Genomic DNA, 22,292 nt, shown 5'->3' with positions numbered 1-22,292 from the left:
GCGTTGGCAAGCTATACTTTAGTGGTGTCTGATGTTTTGACAGGTTAAAGCAGTTTTTTCTTCTCTGAAACCGGCTAAGGTAGCCCATTTATGGGTATTGTGGCCAAACTTGTCGCAGGTTTGGTTGTTTTAGTGCAGGTCGAGAGTGACTTGCTTCGGGCGAGGGCTTATGTCCGTTGGCTAATTGGTCTGGATTCGGGTTGCTCATTTGCTTGTTACTGCATTCTTACAGTCAGAGGCAGTTGTATTTCATTCAGAAGCTGTTGATTCATCCCCAATTGTTGGATGGTTAACACCGAGGATGGCCAGTCTACAAAAAGCACGCTGTAGGATTCGTCGGTGATCAACCTGCCCACTCGGTGGCTATTTTCTTCCCAGTTTCCGGAAAAAGAATGGGTTAACCCGCTTGAAGTGACATCGGTGATCAATTGGCCCTGCCATTTGATCTGAGATACCTCGGACAGGTGGCGATCACCACTGAGGATCAGGGGGGTATTGGCCTGGCTGCTCACCAATAAGTTGAGCAATCGTTTGCGTTCATTGGGAAAATTAGCCCACATTTCATACTTATGGTCTTCTGCAACGACTTGCAGGCTGGAAGCAACCACATTGATTTGTGCGCTTGATTGACGCAGTTCTTTTTCAAGCCATTGCCATTGTTCGTCACCCAATAAAGAACCGGAATGATTGGTCACATAGTTTCGCTGACTGCCTTTAGGCGTTTTGGCCAGCGGATCCTGGAATGTTCTGGTGTCCAGCAGAATGACTTTGATTTGATGGGGAGGCTGACCATACAAGCGACTGTGGTAAATACCGTCCCTGGCTGCCATGGGGTGATTGGAGGGGATGTTCATGAAATCCATGAAATGGGCTTTGGCAGCTGTTTTTTTCGCATAATCACGGTTGCCATCATTCATTCCGTAATCATGGTCATCCCAGGTGCCGATCACCGGTACTTCAGAAACGAATTGCTGGTAGTCAGGGTTGTTGCGCTGTTGTTGATATTTGTCTTGCATGACCTGCATGTCATGGGTGTCAGCATAAATGTTGTCACCCAACCAGATCCACAGGTCTGGATGGTGTGATTGAATGTGTTGCCAGTAGGTTTGTGCATGGTCTTGTTTGTTGCAGGAACCAAAGGCGATCACATCAAGTGGCTCACTGACAGGTTTGGTTTGGTAGCCACAACTGGCGAGCGTGCTCAACAAAAAGCCGCTGAAAAGAAGGGTTTTGTTCATGGGTTCAATGGATCATAATATGCCTCATATCCTACCATGCGATGGCGTCAAATTGATGACAATCGGTTACAATCATTGGGTCATAGCAAGCGAATAAAGAACGGAGAGACGCCATGAAATTACCCAACTCAGCCAGATTGACTTATGAATTGATGGGGCCGCAGGATGCTGAACTGTTGTATGAACTGGACCAGGACAAGGAGGTGATGCGCTACATCAATGGCGGCCACATGACCAGTCGGGAAGATGTAGAAGCCATTTTTTTACCACGCATGGCTCAATACACCAATGCCAGTAAAGGTTGGGGGTTGTGGAAAGTCACCAGGCAGGACAATCAGGTTTTCATCGGTTGGATACTGGTCAGGCCAATGGGTTTTTTCAGTGACAACCCTCAATGGCAGAATCTGGAACTTGGCTGGCGCTTCAAGCGGGAAGCCTGGGGGCTGGGTTTTGGCACCGAAGCTGCCAGGGCTGTGATGAACGCCCTGGCTGAAAGCGGCCACGCCGACTGTTTTTCAGCCCTGGCCATGCCAGATAACAATGCCTCAATTGCCATCATGAAAAAATTGGGCATGCAATACTTGAAAACAGATTTGTACAAAGATCCCCTGGGTGATGAGGTGGTGGTCTACTACGGTTGTCAGGCCAATCAGGCCTGATCATTCAACTCAATCTGGCTTGTGGTATGTTGAATGAAAATTGAGTGCCTTTTTCCAACTGGCTGATGACTTTGATTTTTAACTGGTGAAGGTCCATGATTTTTTTCACAATGGCCAGCCCCAGGCCGGTTGATGAATCAGCACGGCTGGCGGTGTTTTGGCCCTGATACAGGCGGTCAAAAATATAAGGCAGTTCGGCATTGCTGATGCCTCTTCCGGTGTCTTTGATGATGACTTTAAACTGTTGATCTGTGGTTACCAGGCGAAGCCAGATCTGTCCATCCTCAGGGGTATGACGGATGGCGTTACTGATCAGATTTTCCAATACCCGTTGCATCAGACCAATGTCGGCCCTGACCACACAGGGCCCGGCAAACAAGTCAACTTTGAGGGCGATGTTTTTTTGTCGCGCCAGCCATTTGAATTCAAGGCTGACATCCTGCATCAATTCTGACAGGGAAAATGCTTCAATCTGAGGTGTCACTGCCAGGGCATCCAGCTTTGACAATTCGAACAAATCATGGATCAGGGAGTTCAACCGCTGACAGTGTTTGCTGGCAGTGCTCAGGTGGCGGGCACGCTGCTCTTCATCAAATTCCCGGTCCTTAACCAGTAAAGTGTCAATGTATCCCTGAATGGCTGCCAATGGCGTGCGCAGGTCGTGTGAAACGTGGGTGATCAGATCGCGACGGTTTTGATCTGCAGCCTGGATACTTTTGACCTGTGACTGTATTTTATCCTGCATGTGGCCAAAAGCTGCATCCAGTGCCTGTATTTCATCCCCAATGTGTAGCTGGCTGACGGGTTTGCCGGTCATTTGTTGTTCAAATTGACGGACTTTGCGGGTCAATGCAGTCAATGGATTGGTCAGCTTGTTGACCACCAGCAATGCCACCAGATAACCCAGAATCCAAACGGCCAGCATACTGGCCAGGGCGACACTGAGGACAAAGTTTTTGCTGAGGTCATTGGCCAGTGTTTCATAGGCCTGGCCACCGAGAATGGCATACACATAGCCCTGATGTTGCCCGTTGTGGGTCACTTTTGCAGCAGAGAATGCTTTGGCAGTGGCAGGGCTGCGGGGATCCAGGTTCACCAGTGGCCGGTGGGATTCTGGTTGGAGGAACTCATTGATCTGTGCCAGAGGTATGTGCCCGGCCAAGGGTACATCAGCTGGCAGGTTATGGCTCAGTATGCGACCGGCTGTGTCCAGCAGGTAGACCTCAACGGTGGGGTTGATTACCATGGCCCGTTCAGCCAACCGCTGGATGGCTGCCTGATTTACCTGGCCATTGGCAATCAGTTGCTCTTCAGCAGCCACATACATGGCGATGGAGCCATTCAACCGTTGGGTCATCTCCAGGTTGAATTGCACCGACGCATGGCGGGTGATGTATGCAAGGATCAGGCCAATGACCAGAAACAATGACATCAGGGTCAGCGACAAACGCTGTTTCAGGGACTTCATGGTTGAGATCCGGCTGATTGACTGGCAATGAACTGATAGCCAACACCCCAAATGGTTTTGATATACCTGGGGTGAGCACTGTCACGCTCAATTTTGGTACGCAACCGGTTCATGTGTGAATTGACCGTGTGTTCGTAACCATCGTGGCCATATCCCCAAACCTGGTCCAACAGTTGATTGCGGTTGAATACTTTGTCAGGATGGCTGGCAAAAAACCACAATAAATCAAATTCTTTGGCGGTCAGACGCACTTCTTTGCCATGCACATGAACCTGGCGACGATCGGCATCAATGTCAAGTCCGGAAAAACTCAATGGTCGGTTTGCTGATGGTTGTTGATTACCCTGGCTGGCAGCGAAACGCCGCAACAGGGCTTTCACCCTGGCAGTGAGCTCAATCACACTGAAGGGTTTGGTCAGGTAATCATCAGCACCCAGTTCCAGGCCCAGCACCCGGTCCAGTTCAGTGGATTTGGCAGTCAGCATCAAGATGGGAACATATTGATTCTGATTGCGGATTTGCCGGCAAATTTCCAGTCCATCGATTTTGGGTAATCGCAGATCCAGAATGATCACATCCCAGTGTTTCTGTAATGCCATCTTCAGGCCTTGTTCGCCATCATGGACCAATTGCACCTGTTGGCAAACTTCAGATAAATGTATGTGAATCAATTGCGCGATGTCGACTTCGTCTTCAATCACCAAGATGTGTTTGGCTGGCACTTGACTGTCCTCCCCGGAACGATTGTTATCAGATGGCTGGTGTTGATGTATATGAAAGGAAAAAGTCATGATTGATCACAAAAAGATGGGGTGGCAGTTAAAAAAAACCGGCACCAGGACAACGGGGTCCTGATGCCAGTGGGTCAAATCAGAGTTGACAGGCGCCGGTGAAATCGGCCGGGCCGGCAGTCAGCCTGACCAGATCCTCATTGCCGGATCCATACCCCGGCAGTACTGAATCGTAAGACAATTCTGCGCTGGTACAAGAAGTGAAGCGGATGCGCACCTGACCCCAACGGGTTCGTTGCACATCAGCGGCATCAAAGGCATCGCCAAATTGAGCACCTTCAGTGACCATCAGTTCCACCACTGCGGTGTCATCAATCACTGGCCCAACACCTACCAGCCACAGCTGCTCACCTGATCCATCCGCCGTGTAGTGGTACCAGGAAACCATGGCCCGGATACCTGTGCCATCGGTGTCGGCGGTGATGTCCAGTACCAGCCCCTGACCATCTCGTGCAGGGTTGTACCATGAACCACTGTGACCGCCATCGACTGCTCTGGACACACGGATGCTTGCCACCTGGCTACCCGGAATGGAAAAATCGGCAGCGGTTTCATCAAACTCAATTCCTGGGCCATTGGTGCCACCAAGAAAGACCTGTGGGGTGCCAGTCGGATGGCCAAAAGAGCCATTGAATCCAGGGTGAGCTGTGATCAGCTCGACAGTCGCTTCGCCGGTATCAGGTGCGCTTTGGTCAAAAAAGGCTGCCTGACTTTCGGTATTGGCTTCGGTTCCGGCATCCCAGACATCATTGCCACTGATGTTGATGCTGACTGGTCCGGCGAATTCGCCCTGTTCATCAAACAAGGCATAGGCATCGGGGCGGTCATTGGCGATGAAAGCATCGTTTGAAGGCAACAACATGGCGGCATAAGAGAGGTATCGTTGCTGACTGGTGTCCAGGTACAGCATGGTCGTGGTACTAAAACCAGGGTCAAATAATGGTGCCCCGGGAAATCCTTCTGGATTGAAAATCACTTCGCCGATGCCTGCATTGGCAGCTGCAAAATCATTGGCAAGCTCAGAAAAATCGCCATCTTCAGCCATGCGTTCTATGCCTGAGGATGCTGTTTCGCCGACATCAAAACTGTCGAAGGAACCGTCATGAAACCCCAGCCAAACTGGTGTCAGATAAACCCCGCCGGCTGGTGCCTGGTTCTTGATGGAGACCCTCACTGGTGTCAGGCTGTTTTGAATAGTGACACGCATGATGGGAACCACACCACGGGTGAAATCACCCAATTCTTGGTCGATGGTGGTGCCTGGAGGAACCATCGCTCCGAGGATATTCACTGGTGTGCCCGATGGGTTTCCTACAGACCCATTGAATCCCGGGTGTAATTGAACCACATCAGTTGTGCTGACTCCCGTATCAGGTGCTGATTGATTCAAAAAAGCCGCATCAGTTTCGGTGTTGTCTTCTGTTCCGGCATCAAGCACATCGCTGCCATAGACCACAAAAGACACCGGCCCGGTGAAGTTGCCCTCATCATCGAACAAGCGATGAGCCATTGGATCACCATTGGCAACAAAGGCATCATTGGAGGGCAGGATCATGGCGCCATAGCTGAAGAACTGATGGCTTCCCGGATCCAGGTCAAAAGTTTCATAGCTGGCTTGGCCGGGATCAAAAACCGGAGCTCCGGCAAAGCCTTCAGGGTTCAGGATAACTGCATCCAAACCGCCGGTACCGGCAAACTCGGTCATCAGTGCGCCAAAATCACCATCTTCAGCAAACCGCTCAACACCTCCAGAAGCGGCGGCACCACGGTCATAAAGATCAAAAGAACCGTCGTGGAAACCAACCCACAATGGCGTAAAATACAAGCCGCCTTCAGGGCTGAGGTTTTCCACTTTGACCTGGACTTCCAGGGCCTGGGACTGAGCTGACAAGAACAGCGCTGCTGGCATCAGCAACGCCCGGATAGAACGAATGGGTTTCATGGTTGACTCCTCTGTTATTAATCATTGAGGCTCCATTGTGCTGATCAATTCTCACAAAAGTATCACGATTTCAAAACGGTTTATTCAATTCCGGTAACGTGTTCAATCAATCCCTTGCCTTTTGTCAGACCATTGTCAGGTGATGGTGTCTGTGGGTTGAATCATTTACAATACAAATACTTGATCCGGCCTTTCAGTCATGCAACGAACCACACGTGATTATCTGCGACACATATCCACAGCTGAAGCATCCGTCACCGCCATGAGTTTTCCAGCTGCCGCTTATCAGTCTGGTGTCGGTGATGCGGTGGATCAGACGGCGGTGTTTCACCGCAGTTGGCAATTGGTGGCTCACTTGAGTCAACTGCAACGGACCGGTGACCATGTGGTGCATGAAGTGGCCGGTCAGCCAGTCATTGTGGTCAATACGGGTGAAGGAATCAGGGCTTTTCACAATGTGTGCCGGCACCGCGCAGGACCACTGGCCTTTGAAAACGGCCATGCCAAAACCCTGATGTGCAAATACCATGGTTGGAATTATCACCTCAATGGCCAACTGAAAAGTGCTCCTGAAATGCACACCACTGCTGGTTTTGATGTGTGTGATCACCGCTTGCCGGAAGTCAGGCTGGACAGTTGGCAAGGCTTGGTATTCATTGCATTACAAGCCGATGTGCCGCCGATTTCTGAGCTGTTTACAGGCATCGAAGATCGCATTCAACCAATAGAGCTGAGCAACATGACGTTTCAACGCCGGGATGAATTCATCATCAATTGTAACTGGAAGGTGTATGTGGAAAATTACCTGGAAGGCTATCATTTGCCCCATGTACATCCCGGTCTGAACCAATTGCTGGACTACAAAAGCTACCAGACAGAACTCAGTCAATGGCATTCATACCAGTTCAGCCCATTGGATCAGGGTGGTGATTTTTATGGCGAAGGCCAGGCCCACTATTATTTCATTTACCCAAACACCATGCTCAACATCTTGCCCAATCGGTTGCAAACCAATCAGGTGTTGCCCATGAAAAACAACCAGACACGGGTCATCTTTGATTATTTCTATCCGGAATTTGATGGCCGAGAGGACTTCATCAAACAAGACCTGGCGTTCAGTGACGAGGTACAGGATGAGGACATCATGATCTGTGAAGCGGTACAAAAAGGCCTGGACTCAGGCAGTTACCACCAGGGCCAGTTGTGTTATAAAAGGGAACAGGCGGTGTGGCATTTTCAGGAATTGGTGCGCACGGCCTACCGGCAACTGCTCAATTCAAAGTGAACAGTCAAATCATGACCCGGCAACCCCCATTCAGTCATCAACACGCCACACACCATGAAACCTTGTGGAAGTTCATCGGTTTACTATCCTTGTTGATAGGCTATTTTTTCTACCTGAGTCATCAATATGGGGCGGCCGATGGACTTTGGGTGGCGCTGCTGACCTGGAGTTTTTTTGTGCTGTGTACCCCAGTGGCGGATGGCGGTTTTATTCTGGCATTCCCGGTGAGGTTGTTGTTTAAAGTCAAAATGCTGACCACGCAGATCATCACCTGGTTGTTGGCCATGGCATTGAATGTGCTGGCCCTTCATTACCTGCCAGAACACTATGAAAAGACCGCAGCGACGCACATTTTGAAAACCATATTACTGCACCCTTATCCCTATTGGGGACTGCTGGTGATCAGTGCAATGGGCACTTTTTTATCCATTTACTTTGGTGATGAAATGCTTGATGTAACTCACCACAAAGATCGTCACAAACACCATAAACATGGGCTTAAATATCGCCTGCTGCTGTTGATTGGTCTGGGCGCACTGACTGTGTTGCTCTACCAGCAGTTGTTAAGTGAGTTGCATCTGAACATCCCTGATTAATGAGGATGCTGTTGCTGTTGCTGGTATAATGGTCAATGATTCAAACGCGCGCACTTCAATGAACCGAACACCATTCTGTTTTGCCAAATTGCATGGAGACATGGGTCTGACAAAGACCTACTTTGGCTGCAAAATCATCATCAATACCCGCAATATTCATACCTATAACCTGATTGACAATGGGATCATTGAAGCTGCCATTTGTGCACTGTTTGAGGCACACATCAAACCGGGAGATGTGGTGGTTGATGCTGGTGCCAACATTGGCTTCCTGTCATTGTTGGCAGGTCATCTGACAGGCCCTCAGGGGAAAGTCATTGCCATAGAGGCCAATCCGGATGTTCATCGCACGCTGGAAGAAAACATTGTCATCAATGGTTTTGCCGGCCGTTTTGATACCCATCAAATGGCAGCTCACGATGAGGCCGCTGAATTGACCTTTACCTGGAACAGTCACCGCGATGGATCCGGGAGAATTGTCACAGCAGTGCAGTCAGGGCTGGCACAGAATCATTGTCAGGTGCAAGCCAATACCCTCGACCACTTGTGTGCTGGTCAGCGGGTGGATTTCATCAAAATTGACACCGAAGGAGCAGAGCCCTACGTGCTCAGAGGTGCTGAGCAATTGATTCGGCAAAACCCCGGGATTAAAGTCATCTTTGAATGGAATGGCCGGCACATCAGGCAGCGGGCTCAGGATCCACAGGTCTTTGCCGACTGGGTATTCACTCACTTTAAGCAGGTTGATCGCATCCTGAATAAGGAAACCCTGGTGCCTCTGACGGCTGCGGATTTAATGGCCCTGCCTCATTCCAACATTTTTTGCCGCAATCCATCGTCCGGCAAATGAAAGTCATTCACTTCATCAGGCATGCCAAATCCAGCTGGGATGATCCCCGGCTCAGTGACCTCAAGCGGCCTTTAAAAGGCAGGGGTCGAAGGGATTGTGCCTTGATGGCAGAGCCATTGTGGGATTTGGGTTGGCGGGGGCAACAGGTGTATTGCAGTGCGGCTACCCGGGCACAACAAACCATTGCTGGCATCAGTGAGGCCCTCAGTGGCCGCAGCATTGACTGGGTGATTGAACCAGAACTCTACACCTTCAGTTCATCTGCTGTTCTGAGTTTTCTGGAATCATTGGATGACTCATTGACTGCAGTCACCCTGGTAGGACACAACCCGGCTTTCACTGATGTGATTGATCACCTCACTGATGATTCGTTTGAGCACTTGCCCACCTGTGCCTATGCCCGTGTGGAAGCAGCCGTGCCCGAGTGGTCGTCACTGTCTGCCAATGGTGCCACCCTGAAACATTTTCTCAAACCCAAGATGCTGAAGTAACCGGCAGGTCTGCAGCATGCCATTGGGCTTGTTGTTGCATCAGCTCAGCAGTATACTGATGTTTTTTCTTGCAGAGGACGTCATGGCCCAGATTAACTTCAAAGGTAACCCCATCGATACAACCGGTCAATTCCCCACCGTTGGACAGGCCGCCCCTGATTTCAAACTGGTCAAAGCAGACTTGTCTGAAGTCAGTCTGTCAGACCTGGCAGGCAAGCAGGTGGTGTTCAATATTTTTCCCAGCATCGACACCGCAGTGTGTGCTTTACAACTGAAAACCTTCAGTCAGAAAGCCGCAGGCCGGGATGATGTGGTGATGCTATATGCTTCCATGGACCTGCCATTTGCCCTGAATCGTTTTTGTGCGGCAGAAGGGGTGGACAATGCCGTGACCGGTTCAGATTTCAGGCACCGCAGCCTGGCTGAACACTACGGAGTGCAAATGAACTCAGGGCCGCTGGCCGGTTTGTATGCCCGGGCAACACTGGTGCTGGACGCCAACCATCAGGTGGTCTACAGTGAGTTGGTGAGCGATGTGGTTAATGAACCGGATTATGATGCCGCCATGGCCGCATTGGCAGATTAACCGGTCAGACAAACCATTTATCCGGTAGCTGTGGTGGCTGATAGTTGAGCAAATAAGTCACCACATCTTCCGGCGTCTCACTGATGTGATACAGCTGGCGGTACTCCGCTTTGGCAAAGTTTTCGGCATAGATGTGTTCAAACATCTCAAACAAACGATCATAATAACCATCGGTATTGAGGAATACGATTGGCTTTTCATGATAGCCCAATTGTTTCAGGGTCATCACTTCCAGCATTTCTTCCAGGGTACCAAAGCCGCCTGCCAGACCGATAAAGCCATCGGCCAGGTCAATCATTTTTGCTTTGCGGGTGTGCATGTCCGGGGTGATGATGAGTTCATCATCGATGGTATTGACTACCCCATCGATGCGCAGTGCTTCGGGTACCACGCCAATGGTTCTGCCACTGTGGTGTTTGATTGATTTGGCCACCTGACCCATCAAGCCTACCATGCCTCCTCCATAAACCAGACCCCAGTCATGTCGGGCCATTAAGGCTCCCAGGCCATCGGCATGATCAAAAAATAATTTTTTAATCTGGTCAGAGGATGAGCAGTAGACGGCCAGTTGATCAAGCTTCATGAGGATTGATCCTGAATGTTTTGATGGTGATGGGCCAGTTGACTGTCAGGGTGTCGTCCTCACCCCAGGCAGCTTGCAGCTGATCCAGTATCTGAGTCCGGGGATCTTCATTGTGTTCTGCCATGTATTTTTGTGTGGCTGACCAGGTGCCCAGGTAACCATACAAATGTTTGAAGGTCCATTGTTTGCTCATGGTACATTTGGGTGCTTTGATGGGTTCAAACGGAAAGTCAATGTCGGCATAAGCCTGTTCTATATGCCGACGTTCCGCTGGCCAGTACTCACCAATGATGTTCTGGTAATAATGTTTAACCACCTCATCAACTGCAGGGGTGATCTGGTGCAGTTCATAGCACCACACGGCCAGCACTGCATTGTTCTTTGCCACCCTGTTGACTTCGGCAAAAAACAAATCGAAATCAAACCAATGCAGGGCCTGTGCCACAGTGATGAGATCCACGCTGTGATCTGCCAGTGGGCTTTCATGTGCCAGCGCCACTTCATATTCGACCCGCGGATAAATCATGGCACGGTAAATCTGTGATTCACTGGCATCGGTGCCGATGACGTATGAGAACTGGTTGGTCATGGCCACGGCAGCCTGACCATTGCCGGTGGCACAGTCCCAGACCAGTTTGGTTTCCGGACACAATGAGGCCAGCCATTCATACAATTCTGTCGGGTATTCCGGACGATACATGCTGTAGGCTTCTGCCTGAGTTGAAAAGTGGTCTTTAAAGGAAGCGGATGTGGTCATGATGGTTTTTTGAGTTGTCGATGGTTGAATCGGTTGGGGTGGATTATCTTACACAAATCAGCCTCAAGAGGCAAAGGTTGTCCGCTGATCATGGCATGCAGATAATCAGCCAGCAAGGGCGCTGAAGTGTAGCCCCTGGATCCCAGGCCAGTGAGCACATACAGGCCCGGTAAAGGTTGGGCAGGAGGATACACCTGCCAGTGTCTGCCATGATGCAGGTCGGCATAATCACGGGTAAAGCGCAGATGATCAATCAAGGGCCCACACACTGGCAGATGATCTGGTGTGGTGGCACGGATGGCAGTGTGGTCGGCCAGGCTGCTGGCTTGTGCCAGTTTGGCAAATTCAGGGTGTTCTTGCCAATGGGCCAGGTTGCGTTGTTGGTGGCTATTGCAGACTGGTTGATGATGGTATTGGCTTTCAGAATCCACGTGATCAAAAGTGGCACCCAATAAATAATGGTGACCTGCTGGCTCGCCGGGTAACGGAATCAGGTAACCCTGGTTGAGTAAGACCTGATCTATGGAGGTGGCCTGAGGGGTGATGAGGTGGTTGGTCTGACCCAGTCGGGCCATCAGTGGTAATGGTTGTGGACTGAGTTTTCTGCTGTTCATGCCGCCAGCAATGATCAGGGTTGTACAGTGGTGGACCTGACGACCGTTTGCCAGTAAATACCACTGCCCGTCGGCACCTTCTATGTCAGTGATTTCATGGCATTGCCAGTCATCCACACAGGTCAGCCAACGCTGTCGCAGGGCATTGGTGTCCACCCAGCCGGCAGTCGGATAATGCAGTTGATTTTTGGAACAGCGAAGCAGCTCATCTGGCAGCCCGGATTCGGCCAGTTGTTCCAGTCGACGTTGGCCGGCCCGGTCACTACCGGCATATTCCGTGATGCCAGAGTTGATGAAACATGCACCATAAATCCGGCGTGCATACTCAAAGGCACGCAAATAAAACAGAGCTTCTGGTGAAGTCCTGGCGGTCAATACCGGCATCATCATTGCTGCGGGGTTACCGGAAGCGGCCTGCAGTGGTTTGTTGAAAGCATCAATGATCGTGGTGTGATGGCCAGTCCGATGAAATGTACGGGCCAGGTTGAGACCGGCTATACCACCACCCAAAATGGTTACAGATGCCTCTTTGGCCGGTGATTTGGGGTATGGGTGCCAGGGTTGTTTGTTGCTGATCCTGACCTGTTTGGCGGCGTCATACCGGGCACAGATCATCTCCCGCTTTTGGCCAAAACCTGGTTTTTTGGTGACTGCAAAGCCAGCGGCCTGTAAACCGCGGCGAACCTTTCCGGCTGCGGTGTATGTGGCCAGAGTGGTTTGGTCCGTTGATAAGCCAGCGATCACCTCAAATAAATCGGCTGACCACAAATCAGGGTTATTACCAGGTGAGAATCCATCGAGGAACCAGGCGTTAACCTGGCCATTCAGTTGTTGCAGGCAAGCGGTGGCATCTCCGATCAGTAACAACAAACTGATGTCCGGGGTTATCTGCAATTGATGAAAACCAGCCCGGGCCGACGGGTATTGTTGTAACAGCAACTGGCTCAGTTCCTGAAGTTCGGGGAACAGCTGGTGAGTTTGACGCAGGTCTTCGGTGGACATGGGGTGCAGTTCTGTGCTGATAAAACACAAGCTGGCCGGTTTGAATTGGGCTTGCTGCCAGGCCAGGCAGGTGGCGAGGAAATTAAGGCCACTGCCAAAACCGGTTTCAGCCACACAAAAGGTTTTACCGGGATGTGACTGCCAACGTGATTCCAGTTGGTTGCCGCCAATGAACACGTAGCGGGTTTCCGCTAAACCATCTTCCGGGTTGAAATAGATGTCATCGAATTGAGCCGAGTACGGCCGGCCATTTTGGCGATCAATTTTCGCTGTTGATTGGTAGGCCAGGGTCAGTGGATGCATGCCGGGGTCAAGGCGTTGTTCATGAGGATTCAGGAATCCGGATTAACCATGTTTTGCATCAATCCCTGATTGCATTCGGTGCAGATAATGCGATTGGGTTCGAAGGGAGAATCATTGGCTTCGGCATTTTCAACCCGCAGGTAAATCACATTGAGGTGACACTTGTGACAAGTGACCTCTACGATGTTGTTATTTGGTGGCGAATTTTTGTTCATAACTTCATGATCCGCCTGTCATTATGCCCGAAATTAATCATCACTTCGAGTGATGATCAAAAATAGCCATTATTTCACCTTTTTAGGGGGCCATTTTAAAAAAGCATCAGTTAGAATAGTCACACCATGACAGAAATCAGCCACAAAGTATCCATACCTGGTTACCGCATCATCAGAAAAATTGGTGAGGGTGGCATGAGTGTGGTTTACCTGGCATACCAGGAATCGCTGAAAAGGGAAGTGGCTTTGAAGGTCATGCGGCCAATCATTACAGATGAAGAAAATGTGGTTAAACGATTTGAGCAAGAGGCTGAAATCATTGCCCGCCTCTACCATCCCAATATTGTCAGTATCTATGAAGTGGGACACATCGATGATGATGTGCTTTATTATTCAATGCCATACTTGCAACATGGTGACCTGACCACTTATGTGCATGACAATGATGAGGACCTCAAGCAGGTCATGACTGAGATTTGTGATGGTTTGTCCTATGCCCACAGTCAGGGGGTAATCCATCGTGACATCAAACCGGAAAACATCCTTTTTGATCAGTTCGGCCATGTGCAGATTGCAGATTTTGGCATCGCATTGAGCGCCGGCCGGAGAAGGTTCACCCGGGAAAACCGCATCATTGGCAGCATCCATTACATCAGTCCCGAACAGGCCCAGTCAAAAGATGCGGGAGCACAGTCAGATGTATACGGCCTGGGGGCCATTCTGTTTGAAATGTTGACCGGAGAACCGGTATTCAATGAAGAGGATGACTTGTCATTGATGATGGCACATGTGGAAAAACCAGTGCCCAGGCTGCCTGCTGAAGTGAGTCACTGGCAACCGGTCATTGACCGCTGTCTGGCAAAAGATCCGGCTGACCGATATGCTGATATGGAAGCCCTGAAACAAGCGGTGGCAAATGTTAATTCTGTACCGAAGTCCAACACATCATCCAGTGCCCGCTGGCTTTTGATGTCATTGTTGGTGCTGACAGGAGTTGCCACCTGGTGGTATTGGCCGTTGATCATTGGCGGCTCACCGATTGCTGAAGAGCGCCCGTCATTTGTCAGCGCAGAGCCCGACGATGACGCTGTTGAAACGGATTTGAATGAAGAGTTGTTGGTTGATGAATTGTTGGTTGATGATCCATTGGCAAATGAACCACAAACGGCAGCTCCTGTGGCAGATTCAGATGCTGATGAAACAGCAGTTGAAAAGGTGCCGGCAGTGCTCAATCTGTTGAGTGAGGAAGAGGTCAATCAGTTACTCAACCAGGCCAGAAAAAACATCCGGATTAAACAGCTGACAACGCCCAAGAGTGACAATGCAGTGGACCAGTTATTGAAGATTCTGGGCAACATTCCAGATCACCAGGAAGCCAGGAATATGTTGTCTGAAGTCATGGCGGCATACTATGAACTGTTGTATCTGGCGGTTCAGAAAAATGATTGGCAGCAGGCAGGGACTTTTGCTGCATCAGTGGCTGAAGTCAGACACCGAACCATCCTGGCTGAGGAACATCAGATGGTGCTGCTTGAACAAAACACCCAACTGGAAAGCAGTTTGTTGCTGGGTGCCATTGCAGAGAAAGTCAAATGGGCCAAATCCAAAGCCGATCATCAACTGGCCTCAGATCTGATCACCCTGATTGACGAGGTGATGCCGGGTCATGAGATCATTACGGAATTGAATCAGGAGATCAAAGGGATGTACCGGTCAGGTCAGCTACTGACGGACTCCATGGGTCTGACGGCTGTGGTGGTGATGCCCAATCAATCTGATCAGCAGGGCTTGGTCAACTATGCCCTGGCGGTAAGCCGTGAGGAAGTCAGCTACTTATTGTACGACCGTTTTGTCAGCGATACCGGGCATGAGGTGACCCGATGCAAGACGGCAGTTGGTTCAAACATGATATTCAGTCAGCGAAGTTACCTCAAGCCGGGGTTTGCCATGCATGATGACATGCCAGTGGTGTGTGTCACATGGCAGGATGCCAACCTGTTCATTGAATGGTATAACCGACAGACTGGTTTGAATTACCGGTTACCCAGCGAACGCGAGTGGCGGCATCTGCAAAAACTCAGCACCACCAAAAAGCCCCGTTGTGGCCAGGCCAATCTGGCTGGTCAGGAATTTCCTGAGGACAATGAAGATTTTTTAAAGTATACCTGTGATGATGGCTATTCATATGTATCGCCATATTCAGCCTTCAAGCGCAATAACCTGGGCTTGCGGGGCTTGCATGGCAATGTTTCTGAATGGCTGGCCGGATGTGTGGAGCTGGGCAAAATCAAAGCCATCTTCAATGCTGACGACCCTTGTGAAAGTAACCCAAGTGCGGGTTTATCCTGGGTTTCGGGCAGCGCAGATAAAGCCGTCATCGAACAAATAAAATTTGACCAGGCCTGGTCGCACATTGGCTTCAGGCTGGTCAGAAACATCAATTAACTCGCCATAAATCATGACTGAAAACCAATCAAACGCCATTTTAGATCCATTGGAAGCCAGGGTGCTGGCCTGCCTGATGGAGAAACAACTGACCACCCCCAACAACTATCCATTGAGCATGAATTCATTGTTGCTGGCCTGTAATCAGAAAACCAACCGTGTGCCAGTAATGAACCTCACCGAAGGCCAGCTGGGCCACACTGTGAATCAGCTGGAAGACCGCAAACTGGTAGGTGTTGATTACGGTGGCCGGGCCAACCACGTGACCCACCGGGTGTTGACCGATTGGCACATCGATCGCAAGCAGCAGGCCATTCTTGCGGTCTTGATGGTGCGAGAGCCAGTGACCCTCAATGACATCAAAACCAAAACCGGAAGAATGGAGGACTTTGATGGTATTGATGAGGTGCGCACTGTCCTGGAATCCTTGATTGACCGTGATGAACCTTTGGTGGTTCGCTTACCCAAAGCACCAGGCTCCAGGGAAGAGCGATACACCCACTTGTTGTGTGGAGAAGTGGATGCAGAGGAAGTGTTAACCCAGGTTAAAGCCGTCAGTACAGCCAAGGCAGATCGCATCGATGCCCTTGAACAACGGGTGGAACAGCTTGAGGAACAAGTGAAGCAATTGCTGACTTTGCTCGACTGATGATGCAGTCTCAGGCCCAACCAGTCACCAGGTGGGCCGTATTGACCATGTTGTTTGCCGCCCTGGTAATCAGTTCATCCAGTGTCTGGGTGAAGCTGGCCAATATGGGACCAACGGTCATCGGCTTTTATCGAATGCTCATTGGCGGCCTGATCCTGGTGGTTTGGTGCCTGATCCGGACACAACCTTTATGGCGCAATGCCCGTTATGCACTTTGGTTGTTGTTGGGTGCAGTGTTTTTTGCCGCAGATCTGTGGTTCTGGCATCGGGCCATTGAATTTGTGGGTCCCGGACTGGCCACTGTGCTGGGTAATGTGCAGGTGTTTTTCATGACCTTATTTGGTTACCTGTTTCTCAGTGAACGCATCAGCTGGCGATTTTTCCTCGGTTTGGTACTCACCTTTACCGGCTTGTTTTTGTTGGTCGGCTTACAATGGGGAACCCTGTCAAATGATTACCGGATGGGGGTCTTTTATGGGGTTTCAACGGCCCTGGCATACACCGGTTTCATGCTTTCATTGCGCCATGCCCAGTCACAAGCCAACACCTTGTCACCGATGGCCAATTTGGGTGTTTTATCCATGATTTGTGCCTTTATTCTGGCATTGGTGGTATGGCAGGAAGGCCAGTCCTTTGATATTCCTGATATTCAATCCTGGATTTCGGTGATTGCATTGGGGTTGTTTTGTCAGGTGGTGGGTTGGGTGCTGATCACCAAAACCATGCCCTCATTGCCTGCCTCCATTGTTGGCTTGTTGCTGTTGTTACAGCCAGCCATGTCGATGGTTTGGGATGTGCTGTTTTTTGACCGCCCCACCTCATTGGTGGATGTACTGGGACTGGCCTGCGTGTTATTGGGTATCTATCTGGCCACGCTGAAAAACAAATGAAAAAGCATGAAGGGCTGGTAATCTGGATCTGGCGGGGTTATCTGGTGGGTCTGTCGGTGGTGCTGGTAATGCTCTGGGTGGATGATTGGCGCACCACCAATCCCTATCTGGCCAATTTGAATTTGACATATATTGCCCTTATTATCGGCTGTTGCTGTGTCTCGGTGGCACGTCAAGCGGCAACAGCTCCGGTGATTAACCAGGTGATCCGGTGGTGCTGTGTGCTGATGTTGCACACGATGTTGCTCATCCAAATGTGGCCATGACTGCCAGGTTCATAGAGCCGTGTTAAACTATCGCCTTTTTCTGACTTTAATTAACCGTTGAATCATGTACGGAGTTGATATGAATAAAGTATCTGTAGTTGTGATGTTATCGATCATGGTTTTGATGATTAAGCCTGACCAGGTGCAGGCCGGTGAGTCATCTGAATACCTGTTGTACTCAAGCTTGTCCAGTCAATTTTTTGCCCTGACCAAAGAGCACAATGACCGTTGGCAGAAAGCGGTTGACAACCTGGAAGAGCAGCGCATCCTTCAGCTGTCTGAACTGAATTCTGCTGCTGCTTTTGATCGTCATGCAAAAGCATTGGCTGACTATGAACAGGCCACCCGAACGTACCATACATTTCTCAAAGAATTGCGGCAGCGAACCACTGCGCACCTCAGATCTGATGAGCTGACCGATGAGCAGTTAGAACCGGTTGTGGAAAGCCTGATGAAAAACCACCTGGCACTTAAATCAGCGCAAATGAAGGTGTTGGCAGCTCATCTGAGAAGGGTTAAAACCATGAATAACTACCTGACTTTTCTGGATGCCAACCAAGCAAACTGGGTCCTCCAAAATGGACAGGTTGAATTTGAGAACCTCGAGTTGAAAGAGCAAAACATTCAATTTGAAAGCCAATTGAGTTACCAGCAAAACAGCATAGAAAGTTTGCTCAAACGATTGCCTCCAGACTCAGTTTGAATCCATGCAGCGGCGATTAATTGTTTGCAATGATGAAGATCTGAGGCAGGTTTTCAAGTGGTTTACTGATGCCGGAGAAGTGCTCAAATGGGGCGGGCCTGATCTGACGTTTCCACTGGAATTGGACCGCTTTAAAAAAGAATCCAAGCACCACAAAAGTCAGTCATTCGTATTGTCTTCGGGCAGTGAATTGCTGGCATTCGGGCAGTTTTACAACCGCCTTGAACGCATTCATCTGGGCCGTTTGGTGGTGGCACCTGTTTTCCGGGGGCAGCGGCTGGGCGAACACTTGATCGAAGCCCTGATCGACAAGGGCAAGGTCACTTTGGGGTTGTCCGACGCTGCTTTGTTTGTGCTCAGTGATAACCTGCCGGCGATGAGGCTGTACCGGCGTCTGGGTTTTACTGAACAGCCTTACCCCAAACCCATTCCGCTGGCCAACTGTATATACATGATCAGGCCGCAAAAGCCGCAATAACGGTGGTCAGGATCGACTCAATTGATTAAACTGTTTGTCCCGCAATTCCCGGATGCTCATCAATGAGTCAATCAGCCAATAGCCAAATGTTCAAAGCCATCGCACTGATGCTGATGGCTGCATTGGGCTTCAGCTTCATGAACGTGCTGATTCGCTGGACCTCTGAAGAGTTGCATGCCTTTCAAATTGCTTTTTTCCGCAACCTGTTCGGATTGGTGTTTATGCTGCCCTGGCTGATCCGAAATGGATACCGTTCATTCAAAACCGAGCGGCTCAAATTGTTCATGGTGCGGGCCATTTTAGGCATCAGTGCGATGTATTGTTATTTCTGGGGCATCACTGTGTTGCCTTTGGCCAAAGCAGTGGCCTTGAGTTTCACGGTGCCATTGTTCGTTACCATTGGTGCCGCCGTGGTGCTCAAAGAAGAAGTTCACGCTCGACGCTGGATGGCTGTGCTGGTTGGATTCGCTGGGACCCTGATCATTCTCCGACCCAGTCTGGATGGTGATTTGTTTGCTTCAATGGTGGTGGTTGCCTCTTCCATGTTCATGGCGGCCTCGGTGCTGATCATCAAAAGCTTGTCGAGAACCGAAGATGCCAATGTGATTGTTATGTACATGGTGTTGCTGATGACTCCCATGTCATTGCCCGTTGCCATTTATGTCTGGGAATGGCCCTCACCAGGGATATGGCTGGGTGTCATTGTAATGGGTTTTCTCGGCAGCTTTGCCCACCTGATGTTTACTTCATCCCTGAAGAGATCAGACGTTTCCATCGTTATGCCGTTTGACTTTGCGCGATTGCCCTTTATCATTGTCATGGCCTGGGTGTTCTTTGATCAGACAGCTGATCAATGGACAGTGGTTGGCGCAGCCATCGTATTTGCCTCAGGTATCTACATCGCCCGTCGGGAAGCTGCGTTGAACAAGCGCCGGGCCAAAGAACACAAACTCAATGAACAACCATGAATGATTGGCAACAACAGGCACACATTAAAATCAGCTGTCGCGAATTGGCCACAGAAGCCACCTTCCTACAGGAACTTGGCTTTCGCACTGAACAGGTTTTTCCGGCCGACAACCCGCGTTACATGATTCTCACTGGTTGGGGCTTGGTGCTCAGGTTGGAACGTGGATTACCGGTCAATGACCTGACCCTGCTGCTACCCGAAAACGCGCCACAAACAGATGAATTTTGTGTCTCACCCAGCGGTGTGACTGTGGTCCGGCAATCCAAAGTGCAGCAACTTTCATCAAGCTGGTCAGAACCGGAATTTGTCGTGAATCGCCTCAGTGAAGAGGCCAGTTGGGTCACAGGCCGTGCTGGTATGCGCTACCGGGATCTGCTTCCCGGACGGCTCAATGGGTTGATGATTGCTTCCAATATCTGCATTCCTGATGGCGGACTGGTTGCCGACCAGGTGCATTTTCACGAAGTCGGATTTCAGTTAATTGCCTGTACCAAAGGTTGGGTAACAGTGGTTTATGAAGACCAGGGTGAACCTTTCAGGTTAACCGCTGGCGATTGTGTCACCCAGCCGCCAGGTATCAGACATCGGGTAATTGAATCCAGTGACGCAATGGAAGTCATCGAAATTGGTTTGCCAGCCGAACACCTGACGAGTATGGACCACCAAATGAAGCTACCCAATGAGCAGCTGTTTCGTGACCGCTTATACCATGGTCAGCGGTTTTCCCACCATAAACACCGTGAAGCTCAATGGGAAGACTGGCAGGGCGCACAGTGGCAACGCTGTGCCAGCGAAGTGGCGACTGACAGTGGTGGCTTGTTTGCGGTGAATTATTTTCGCACTGGTTCAGCTCAGACCCCAGCACTCAGCTGGTCACATCAGAATCCATTGCGTTGGTATTACCTGATCAGTGGTTGTTGTGAGTTGCAACAACATGATGGCCGTGTTTTGCCGTTGTCGGCTGGTGACAGCTTTTTACTGCCAGCCAATCAATCAGTCAGCTTCAGCCAGGCTGATGATGAATTCCAATGCCTTGAATTGGTGATGATGAAACAGCCAGATGAATTTCTCTGACAGCGACAAACAGGCTTTCCTCAAGGCCCTGGTGCAGGTCATGCCTTATGGGAAATACAAAGGCCGTCAACTGATGGATTTGCCTGCTCACTACCTGGGCTGGTTCAATACCCAGGGTTTTCCAGACAATGCGCTTGGACGCCAGCTGGCTTTGGTCTTCGAACTGGATCACAATGGCTTGTTGCCTGAATTACGCCGCCTGCTCAAAAAATCATCGTGAAACAACTGCTCAGTGACATCAGCCGGTGTGCCCTTTGCCGTCACGAATTGCCGCTGGGTCCCAGGCCGGTGGTACAGGCCAGTACCCACAGCAGGATCCTGATTATCGGCCAGGCCCCGGGCAGCAAAGTGCATGCAACCGGTGTGCCCTGGAATGACCCCAGCGGTGACCAGTTGAGGGAATGGCTGGGGGTGGATAAAGCCTGTTTTTATGATCCAAACTGGTTTGCTTTTATGCCGATGGGGTTTTGTTATCCGGGTAAAGGCCGCTCCGGCGATTTACCACCCATGAAGCGCTGTGCACCCACCTGGCATGAAACTTTGCGATCGGCTATGCCAGACATTCAGTTGACCTTGTTGGTGGGCCAATATGCCCAAAAACATTACCTCAAAGATCGCCTGAGCCTGACCGAACGGGTCAAAAACCGCCAGGATTACTTGCCTGAGTACATGCCTTTGCCTCACCCATCACCCCGGAATCGACTCTGGCAGCGCCGCAATCCGTGGTTCAGTGATCATGTAGTACCCCAGTTGCTGGATCAGGTGCAATCAATCCTGCAGGCCTGAAAACACCCGGGTCAATGATTTGTTTGACTGGTGCCATAACAGAGCGAATGCAACCGCCACCAAACCATAACAGATAGAACCTGTGACATATACGATGGTGGTGTTGAGGGGATTCAGTTGGGTGATCAGGTTGGTGGCCAAAATCATGCCATAGATCAATACCAGGATCGCAGCGACCGCACACAGCAATGCTTTGAGCAGTTGTTGTGTGCGTTCTTTGGCGCTCAGTTTGTTGTTCTTGGCTGATTGTTCCATGTCATTTCACCTTGCTGCTGTTCAGGGTGGTGTTGTGGGCTGCGAACCGGTTGCGCCGGTTCCTTCTTCTCATCAACCTGGCCAGTTTAAACTTTGCCGGTGTGGGCTTGAGCTTACGCTCTGCCACCATTTCTCTGGCAATCTGCCGATCCTTGACCATGAACAGGGATTTAATAAATAACCACATACGCCACTCCAATGTTGCTTATCAATTAAAATAGCACAGCGGACGCTGGTTTTTGAGTGCCGGAAGTTAGGTTTGCGTTGCTGGTGATGGCTTCATGAGACCAAATCACATGATCAACGACTGACCTGGGAAAGCGGCAAATTTGTCTTTTATACGGCCAGGTTGCAAGGGTGAACATTGTGGAGTGTTGGAACCCTAAGCTGCATTAT

At 50.3% G+C, this 22,292-nt stretch carries 26 protein-coding genes; 16 read left to right on the top strand and 10 right to left on the bottom strand.

The window, feature by feature from the left end:
* Window positions 1-215: 215 nt before the first annotated feature.
* Entirely contained in the window at window positions 216-1,238 is a 1,023-nt protein-coding gene (locus tag B0475_RS07630; RefSeq protein ID WP_077411208.1) for an alkaline phosphatase D family protein, read from the bottom strand.
* Between the two features lie 113 nt (window positions 1,239-1,351).
* Between B0475_RS07630 and B0475_RS07625 the strand changes: the two genes are divergently transcribed.
* Window positions 1,352-1,897 (top strand): GNAT family N-acetyltransferase, encoded by a 546-nt coding sequence (locus B0475_RS07625; RefSeq protein ID WP_077411207.1) that lies wholly within the window; start codon window positions 1,352-1,354, stop codon window positions 1,895-1,897.
* A 4-nt stretch (window positions 1,898-1,901) separates the two neighbouring features.
* On the opposite strand, the gene B0475_RS07620 is transcribed toward B0475_RS07625, so the two are convergent.
* The 3 genes from B0475_RS07620 to B0475_RS07610 all read right to left on the bottom strand — a co-directional run bounded on the left by B0475_RS07620 (window position 1,902) and on the right by B0475_RS07610 (window position 6,098).
* On the bottom strand, window positions 1,902-3,365 hold the full coding sequence (locus tag B0475_RS07620; RefSeq protein WP_077411206.1) for a sensor histidine kinase: 1,464 nt from the start codon (window positions 3,363-3,365) through the stop codon (window positions 1,902-1,904).
* Window positions 3,362-4,156 (bottom strand): response regulator transcription factor, encoded by a 795-nt coding sequence (locus B0475_RS07615; RefSeq protein ID WP_077411205.1) that lies wholly within the window; start codon window positions 4,154-4,156, stop codon window positions 3,362-3,364. The genes B0475_RS07620 and B0475_RS07615 overlap by 4 nt, the downstream gene beginning before the upstream one ends.
* Before the next feature lie 79 nt (window positions 4,157-4,235).
* Complete coding sequence (locus tag B0475_RS07610) at window positions 4,236-6,098, bottom strand: spondin domain-containing protein (RefSeq protein WP_077411204.1); 1,863 nt, start codon at window positions 6,096-6,098, stop codon at window positions 4,236-4,238.
* A 199-nt stretch (window positions 6,099-6,297) separates the two neighbouring features.
* Here B0475_RS07610 and B0475_RS07605 point away from each other — a divergent pair, with 199 nt between their 5' ends.
* From B0475_RS07605 to tpx, 5 genes are read left to right on the top strand one after another with little or no spacing between them, the layout of a single operon-like run.
* Window positions 6,298-7,383 carry an aromatic ring-hydroxylating oxygenase subunit alpha gene (locus B0475_RS07605; RefSeq protein ID WP_198538158.1) on the top strand — a complete coding sequence of 362 codons (1,086 nt, stop codon included), beginning with the start codon at window positions 6,298-6,300 and terminating at the stop codon, window positions 7,381-7,383.
* A gap of 11 nt (window positions 7,384-7,394) precedes the next feature.
* Window positions 7,395-7,979, top strand: coding sequence for a hypothetical protein (locus tag B0475_RS07600; RefSeq protein ID WP_077411296.1), 585 nt, complete (start codon window positions 7,395-7,397; stop codon window positions 7,977-7,979).
* A gap of 58 nt (window positions 7,980-8,037) precedes the next feature.
* Window positions 8,038-8,829 (top strand): FkbM family methyltransferase, encoded by a 792-nt coding sequence (locus B0475_RS07595; RefSeq protein WP_157892784.1) that lies wholly within the window; start codon window positions 8,038-8,040, stop codon window positions 8,827-8,829.
* The gene (locus B0475_RS07590; protein WP_077411202.1) at window positions 8,826-9,320 is read left to right on the top strand and encodes a SixA phosphatase family protein; all 495 of its coding nucleotides are present in this window, start codon (window positions 8,826-8,828) and stop codon (window positions 9,318-9,320) included. Before B0475_RS07595 ends, B0475_RS07590 begins: the two co-directional genes overlap by 4 nt.
* Before the next feature lie 16 nt (window positions 9,321-9,336).
* Window positions 9,337-9,906 (top strand): thiol peroxidase, encoded by a 570-nt coding sequence (tpx, locus tag B0475_RS07585; protein ID WP_232781856.1) that lies wholly within the window; start codon window positions 9,337-9,339, stop codon window positions 9,904-9,906.
* Between the two features lie 4 nt (window positions 9,907-9,910).
* Here the strand turns inward: tpx and B0475_RS07580 are convergent, their stop codons facing one another.
* From B0475_RS07580 to B0475_RS17635, 4 genes are read right to left on the bottom strand one after another with little or no spacing between them, the layout of a single operon-like run.
* Window positions 9,911-10,489 (bottom strand): LOG family protein, encoded by a 579-nt coding sequence (locus B0475_RS07580; protein WP_077411201.1) that lies wholly within the window; start codon window positions 10,487-10,489, stop codon window positions 9,911-9,913.
* Window positions 10,479-11,246, bottom strand: a complete 768-nt coding sequence (locus B0475_RS07575; RefSeq protein ID WP_077411200.1) for a class I SAM-dependent methyltransferase — start codon at window positions 11,244-11,246, stop codon at window positions 10,479-10,481. The genes B0475_RS07580 and B0475_RS07575 overlap by 11 nt, the downstream gene beginning before the upstream one ends.
* Window positions 11,243-13,165, bottom strand: a complete 1,923-nt coding sequence (gene mnmC / locus B0475_RS07570) for a bifunctional tRNA (5-methylaminomethyl-2-thiouridine)(34)-methyltransferase MnmD/FAD-dependent 5-carboxymethylaminomethyl-2-thiouridine(34) oxidoreductase MnmC (RefSeq protein WP_077411199.1) — start codon at window positions 13,163-13,165, stop codon at window positions 11,243-11,245. The genes B0475_RS07575 and mnmC overlap by 4 nt, the downstream gene beginning before the upstream one ends.
* A gap of 29 nt (window positions 13,166-13,194) precedes the next feature.
* Window positions 13,195-13,380 (bottom strand): hypothetical protein, encoded by a 186-nt coding sequence (locus tag B0475_RS17635; protein WP_157892782.1) that lies wholly within the window; start codon window positions 13,378-13,380, stop codon window positions 13,195-13,197.
* A gap of 126 nt (window positions 13,381-13,506) precedes the next feature.
* Here B0475_RS17635 and B0475_RS07560 point away from each other — a divergent pair, with 126 nt between their 5' ends.
* From B0475_RS07560 to B0475_RS07515, 10 genes are all read left to right on the top strand, one after another.
* A complete protein-coding gene (locus tag B0475_RS07560) occupies window positions 13,507-15,825 on the top strand; it encodes a bifunctional serine/threonine-protein kinase/formylglycine-generating enzyme family protein (protein ID WP_077411197.1) in 2,319 nt (772 codons plus the stop codon).
* 13 nt (window positions 15,826-15,838) lie between these two features.
* Complete coding sequence (locus tag B0475_RS07555) at window positions 15,839-16,474, top strand: YceH family protein (RefSeq protein ID WP_077411196.1); 636 nt, start codon at window positions 15,839-15,841, stop codon at window positions 16,472-16,474.
* Window positions 16,474-17,364, top strand: coding sequence for a DMT family transporter (locus tag B0475_RS07550; protein ID WP_077411195.1), 891 nt, complete (start codon window positions 16,474-16,476; stop codon window positions 17,362-17,364). Before B0475_RS07555 ends, B0475_RS07550 begins: the two co-directional genes overlap by 1 nt.
* Window positions 17,361-17,630, top strand: a complete 270-nt coding sequence (locus B0475_RS07545) for a hypothetical protein (protein ID WP_077411194.1) — start codon at window positions 17,361-17,363, stop codon at window positions 17,628-17,630. Before B0475_RS07550 ends, B0475_RS07545 begins: the two co-directional genes overlap by 4 nt.
* 79 nt (window positions 17,631-17,709) lie before the next feature.
* The gene (locus tag B0475_RS07540) at window positions 17,710-18,333 is read left to right on the top strand and encodes a hypothetical protein (protein ID WP_157892781.1); all 624 of its coding nucleotides are present in this window, start codon (window positions 17,710-17,712) and stop codon (window positions 18,331-18,333) included.
* Between the two features lie 4 nt (window positions 18,334-18,337).
* The gene (locus B0475_RS07535; RefSeq protein WP_077411192.1) at window positions 18,338-18,811 is read left to right on the top strand and encodes a GNAT family N-acetyltransferase; all 474 of its coding nucleotides are present in this window, start codon (window positions 18,338-18,340) and stop codon (window positions 18,809-18,811) included.
* A 62-nt stretch (window positions 18,812-18,873) separates the two neighbouring features.
* Complete coding sequence (locus B0475_RS07530; RefSeq protein ID WP_077411191.1) at window positions 18,874-19,779, top strand: DMT family transporter; 906 nt, start codon at window positions 18,874-18,876, stop codon at window positions 19,777-19,779.
* A complete protein-coding gene (locus tag B0475_RS07525) occupies window positions 19,776-20,855 on the top strand; it encodes a cupin domain-containing protein (protein WP_077411190.1) in 1,080 nt (359 codons plus the stop codon). Before B0475_RS07530 ends, B0475_RS07525 begins: the two co-directional genes overlap by 4 nt.
* The gene (locus tag B0475_RS07520) at window positions 20,842-21,075 is read left to right on the top strand and encodes a DUF3820 family protein (RefSeq protein ID WP_077411189.1); all 234 of its coding nucleotides are present in this window, start codon (window positions 20,842-20,844) and stop codon (window positions 21,073-21,075) included. Before B0475_RS07525 ends, B0475_RS07520 begins: the two co-directional genes overlap by 14 nt.
* Window positions 21,072-21,641, top strand: a complete 570-nt coding sequence (locus B0475_RS07515; RefSeq protein ID WP_077411188.1) for a uracil-DNA glycosylase family protein — start codon at window positions 21,072-21,074, stop codon at window positions 21,639-21,641. Before B0475_RS07520 ends, B0475_RS07515 begins: the two co-directional genes overlap by 4 nt.
* Here B0475_RS07515 and B0475_RS07510 read toward each other — a convergent pair.
* Window positions 21,624-21,896: a hypothetical protein gene (locus B0475_RS07510; RefSeq protein WP_077411187.1), complete on the bottom strand. Its 273-nt coding sequence runs from the start codon at window positions 21,894-21,896 to the stop codon at window positions 21,624-21,626. The two genes, B0475_RS07515 and B0475_RS07510, sit on opposite strands and share 18 nt — an antisense overlap.
* 1 nt (window position 21,897) lies before the next feature.
* Window positions 21,898-22,083, bottom strand: coding sequence for a hypothetical protein (locus tag B0475_RS07505; protein ID WP_077411186.1), 186 nt, complete (start codon window positions 22,081-22,083; stop codon window positions 21,898-21,900).
* Between the last annotated feature and the right edge of the window lie 209 nt (window positions 22,084-22,292).

The organism is Marinicella sediminis, assembly GCF_002000055.1.
Taxonomy (GTDB): domain Bacteria; phylum Pseudomonadota; class Gammaproteobacteria; order Xanthomonadales; family Marinicellaceae; genus Marinicella; species Marinicella sediminis.
This window is presented reverse-complemented; position numbering and strand designations above follow the sequence as displayed.

What these genes read in the sequence shown, in the direction of transcription:
- B0475_RS07625 (WP_077411207.1), top strand. Translation starts at nt 1,352, where the DNA reads ATGAAATTACCCAACTCAGCCAGATTGACTTATGAATTGATGGGGCCG.
- B0475_RS07575 (WP_077411200.1), bottom strand. Translation starts at nt 11,246, where the DNA reads ATGACCACATCCGCTTCCTTTAAAGACCACTTTTCAACTCAGGCAGAA.
- B0475_RS07550 (WP_077411195.1), top strand. Translation starts at nt 16,474, where the DNA reads ATGATGCAGTCTCAGGCCCAACCAGTCACCAGGTGGGCCGTATTGACC.
- B0475_RS07590 (WP_077411202.1), top strand. Translation starts at nt 8,826, where the DNA reads ATGAAAGTCATTCACTTCATCAGGCATGCCAAATCCAGCTGGGATGAT.
- B0475_RS07540 (WP_157892781.1), top strand. Translation starts at nt 17,710, where the DNA reads ATGAATAAAGTATCTGTAGTTGTGATGTTATCGATCATGGTTTTGATG.
- B0475_RS07615 (WP_077411205.1), bottom strand. Translation starts at nt 4,156, where the DNA reads ATGACTTTTTCCTTTCATATACATCAACACCAGCCATCTGATAACAAT.
- B0475_RS07605 (WP_198538158.1), top strand. Translation starts at nt 6,298, where the DNA reads ATGCAACGAACCACACGTGATTATCTGCGACACATATCCACAGCTGAA.
- B0475_RS07510 (WP_077411187.1), bottom strand. Translation starts at nt 21,896, where the DNA reads ATGGAACAATCAGCCAAGAACAACAAACTGAGCGCCAAAGAACGCACA.
- B0475_RS17635 (WP_157892782.1), bottom strand. Translation starts at nt 13,380, where the DNA reads ATGAACAAAAATTCGCCACCAAATAACAACATCGTAGAGGTCACTTGT.
- B0475_RS07520 (WP_077411189.1), top strand. Translation starts at nt 20,842, where the DNA reads ATGAATTTCTCTGACAGCGACAAACAGGCTTTCCTCAAGGCCCTGGTG.
- B0475_RS07580 (WP_077411201.1), bottom strand. Translation starts at nt 10,489, where the DNA reads ATGAAGCTTGATCAACTGGCCGTCTACTGCTCATCCTCTGACCAGATT.
- tpx (WP_232781856.1), top strand. Translation starts at nt 9,337, where the DNA reads ATGCCATTGGGCTTGTTGTTGCATCAGCTCAGCAGTATACTGATGTTT.
- B0475_RS07535 (WP_077411192.1), top strand. Translation starts at nt 18,338, where the DNA reads ATGCAGCGGCGATTAATTGTTTGCAATGATGAAGATCTGAGGCAGGTT.
- B0475_RS07630 (WP_077411208.1), bottom strand. Translation starts at nt 1,238, where the DNA reads ATGAACAAAACCCTTCTTTTCAGCGGCTTTTTGTTGAGCACGCTCGCC.
- mnmC (WP_077411199.1), bottom strand. Translation starts at nt 13,165, where the DNA reads ATGCATCCACTGACCCTGGCCTACCAATCAACAGCGAAAATTGATCGC.
- B0475_RS07600 (WP_077411296.1), top strand. Translation starts at nt 7,395, where the DNA reads ATGACCCGGCAACCCCCATTCAGTCATCAACACGCCACACACCATGAA.
- B0475_RS07595 (WP_157892784.1), top strand. Translation starts at nt 8,038, where the DNA reads ATGAACCGAACACCATTCTGTTTTGCCAAATTGCATGGAGACATGGGT.
- B0475_RS07505 (WP_077411186.1), bottom strand. Translation starts at nt 22,083, where the DNA reads ATGTGGTTATTTATTAAATCCCTGTTCATGGTCAAGGATCGGCAGATT.
- B0475_RS07610 (WP_077411204.1), bottom strand. Translation starts at nt 6,098, where the DNA reads ATGAAACCCATTCGTTCTATCCGGGCGTTGCTGATGCCAGCAGCGCTG.
- B0475_RS07530 (WP_077411191.1), top strand. Translation starts at nt 18,874, where the DNA reads ATGAGTCAATCAGCCAATAGCCAAATGTTCAAAGCCATCGCACTGATG.
- B0475_RS07525 (WP_077411190.1), top strand. Translation starts at nt 19,776, where the DNA reads ATGAATGATTGGCAACAACAGGCACACATTAAAATCAGCTGTCGCGAA.
- B0475_RS07620 (WP_077411206.1), bottom strand. Translation starts at nt 3,365, where the DNA reads ATGAAGTCCCTGAAACAGCGTTTGTCGCTGACCCTGATGTCATTGTTT.
- B0475_RS07560 (WP_077411197.1), top strand. Translation starts at nt 13,507, where the DNA reads ATGACAGAAATCAGCCACAAAGTATCCATACCTGGTTACCGCATCATC.
- B0475_RS07545 (WP_077411194.1), top strand. Translation starts at nt 17,361, where the DNA reads ATGAAAAAGCATGAAGGGCTGGTAATCTGGATCTGGCGGGGTTATCTG.
- B0475_RS07555 (WP_077411196.1), top strand. Translation starts at nt 15,839, where the DNA reads ATGACTGAAAACCAATCAAACGCCATTTTAGATCCATTGGAAGCCAGG.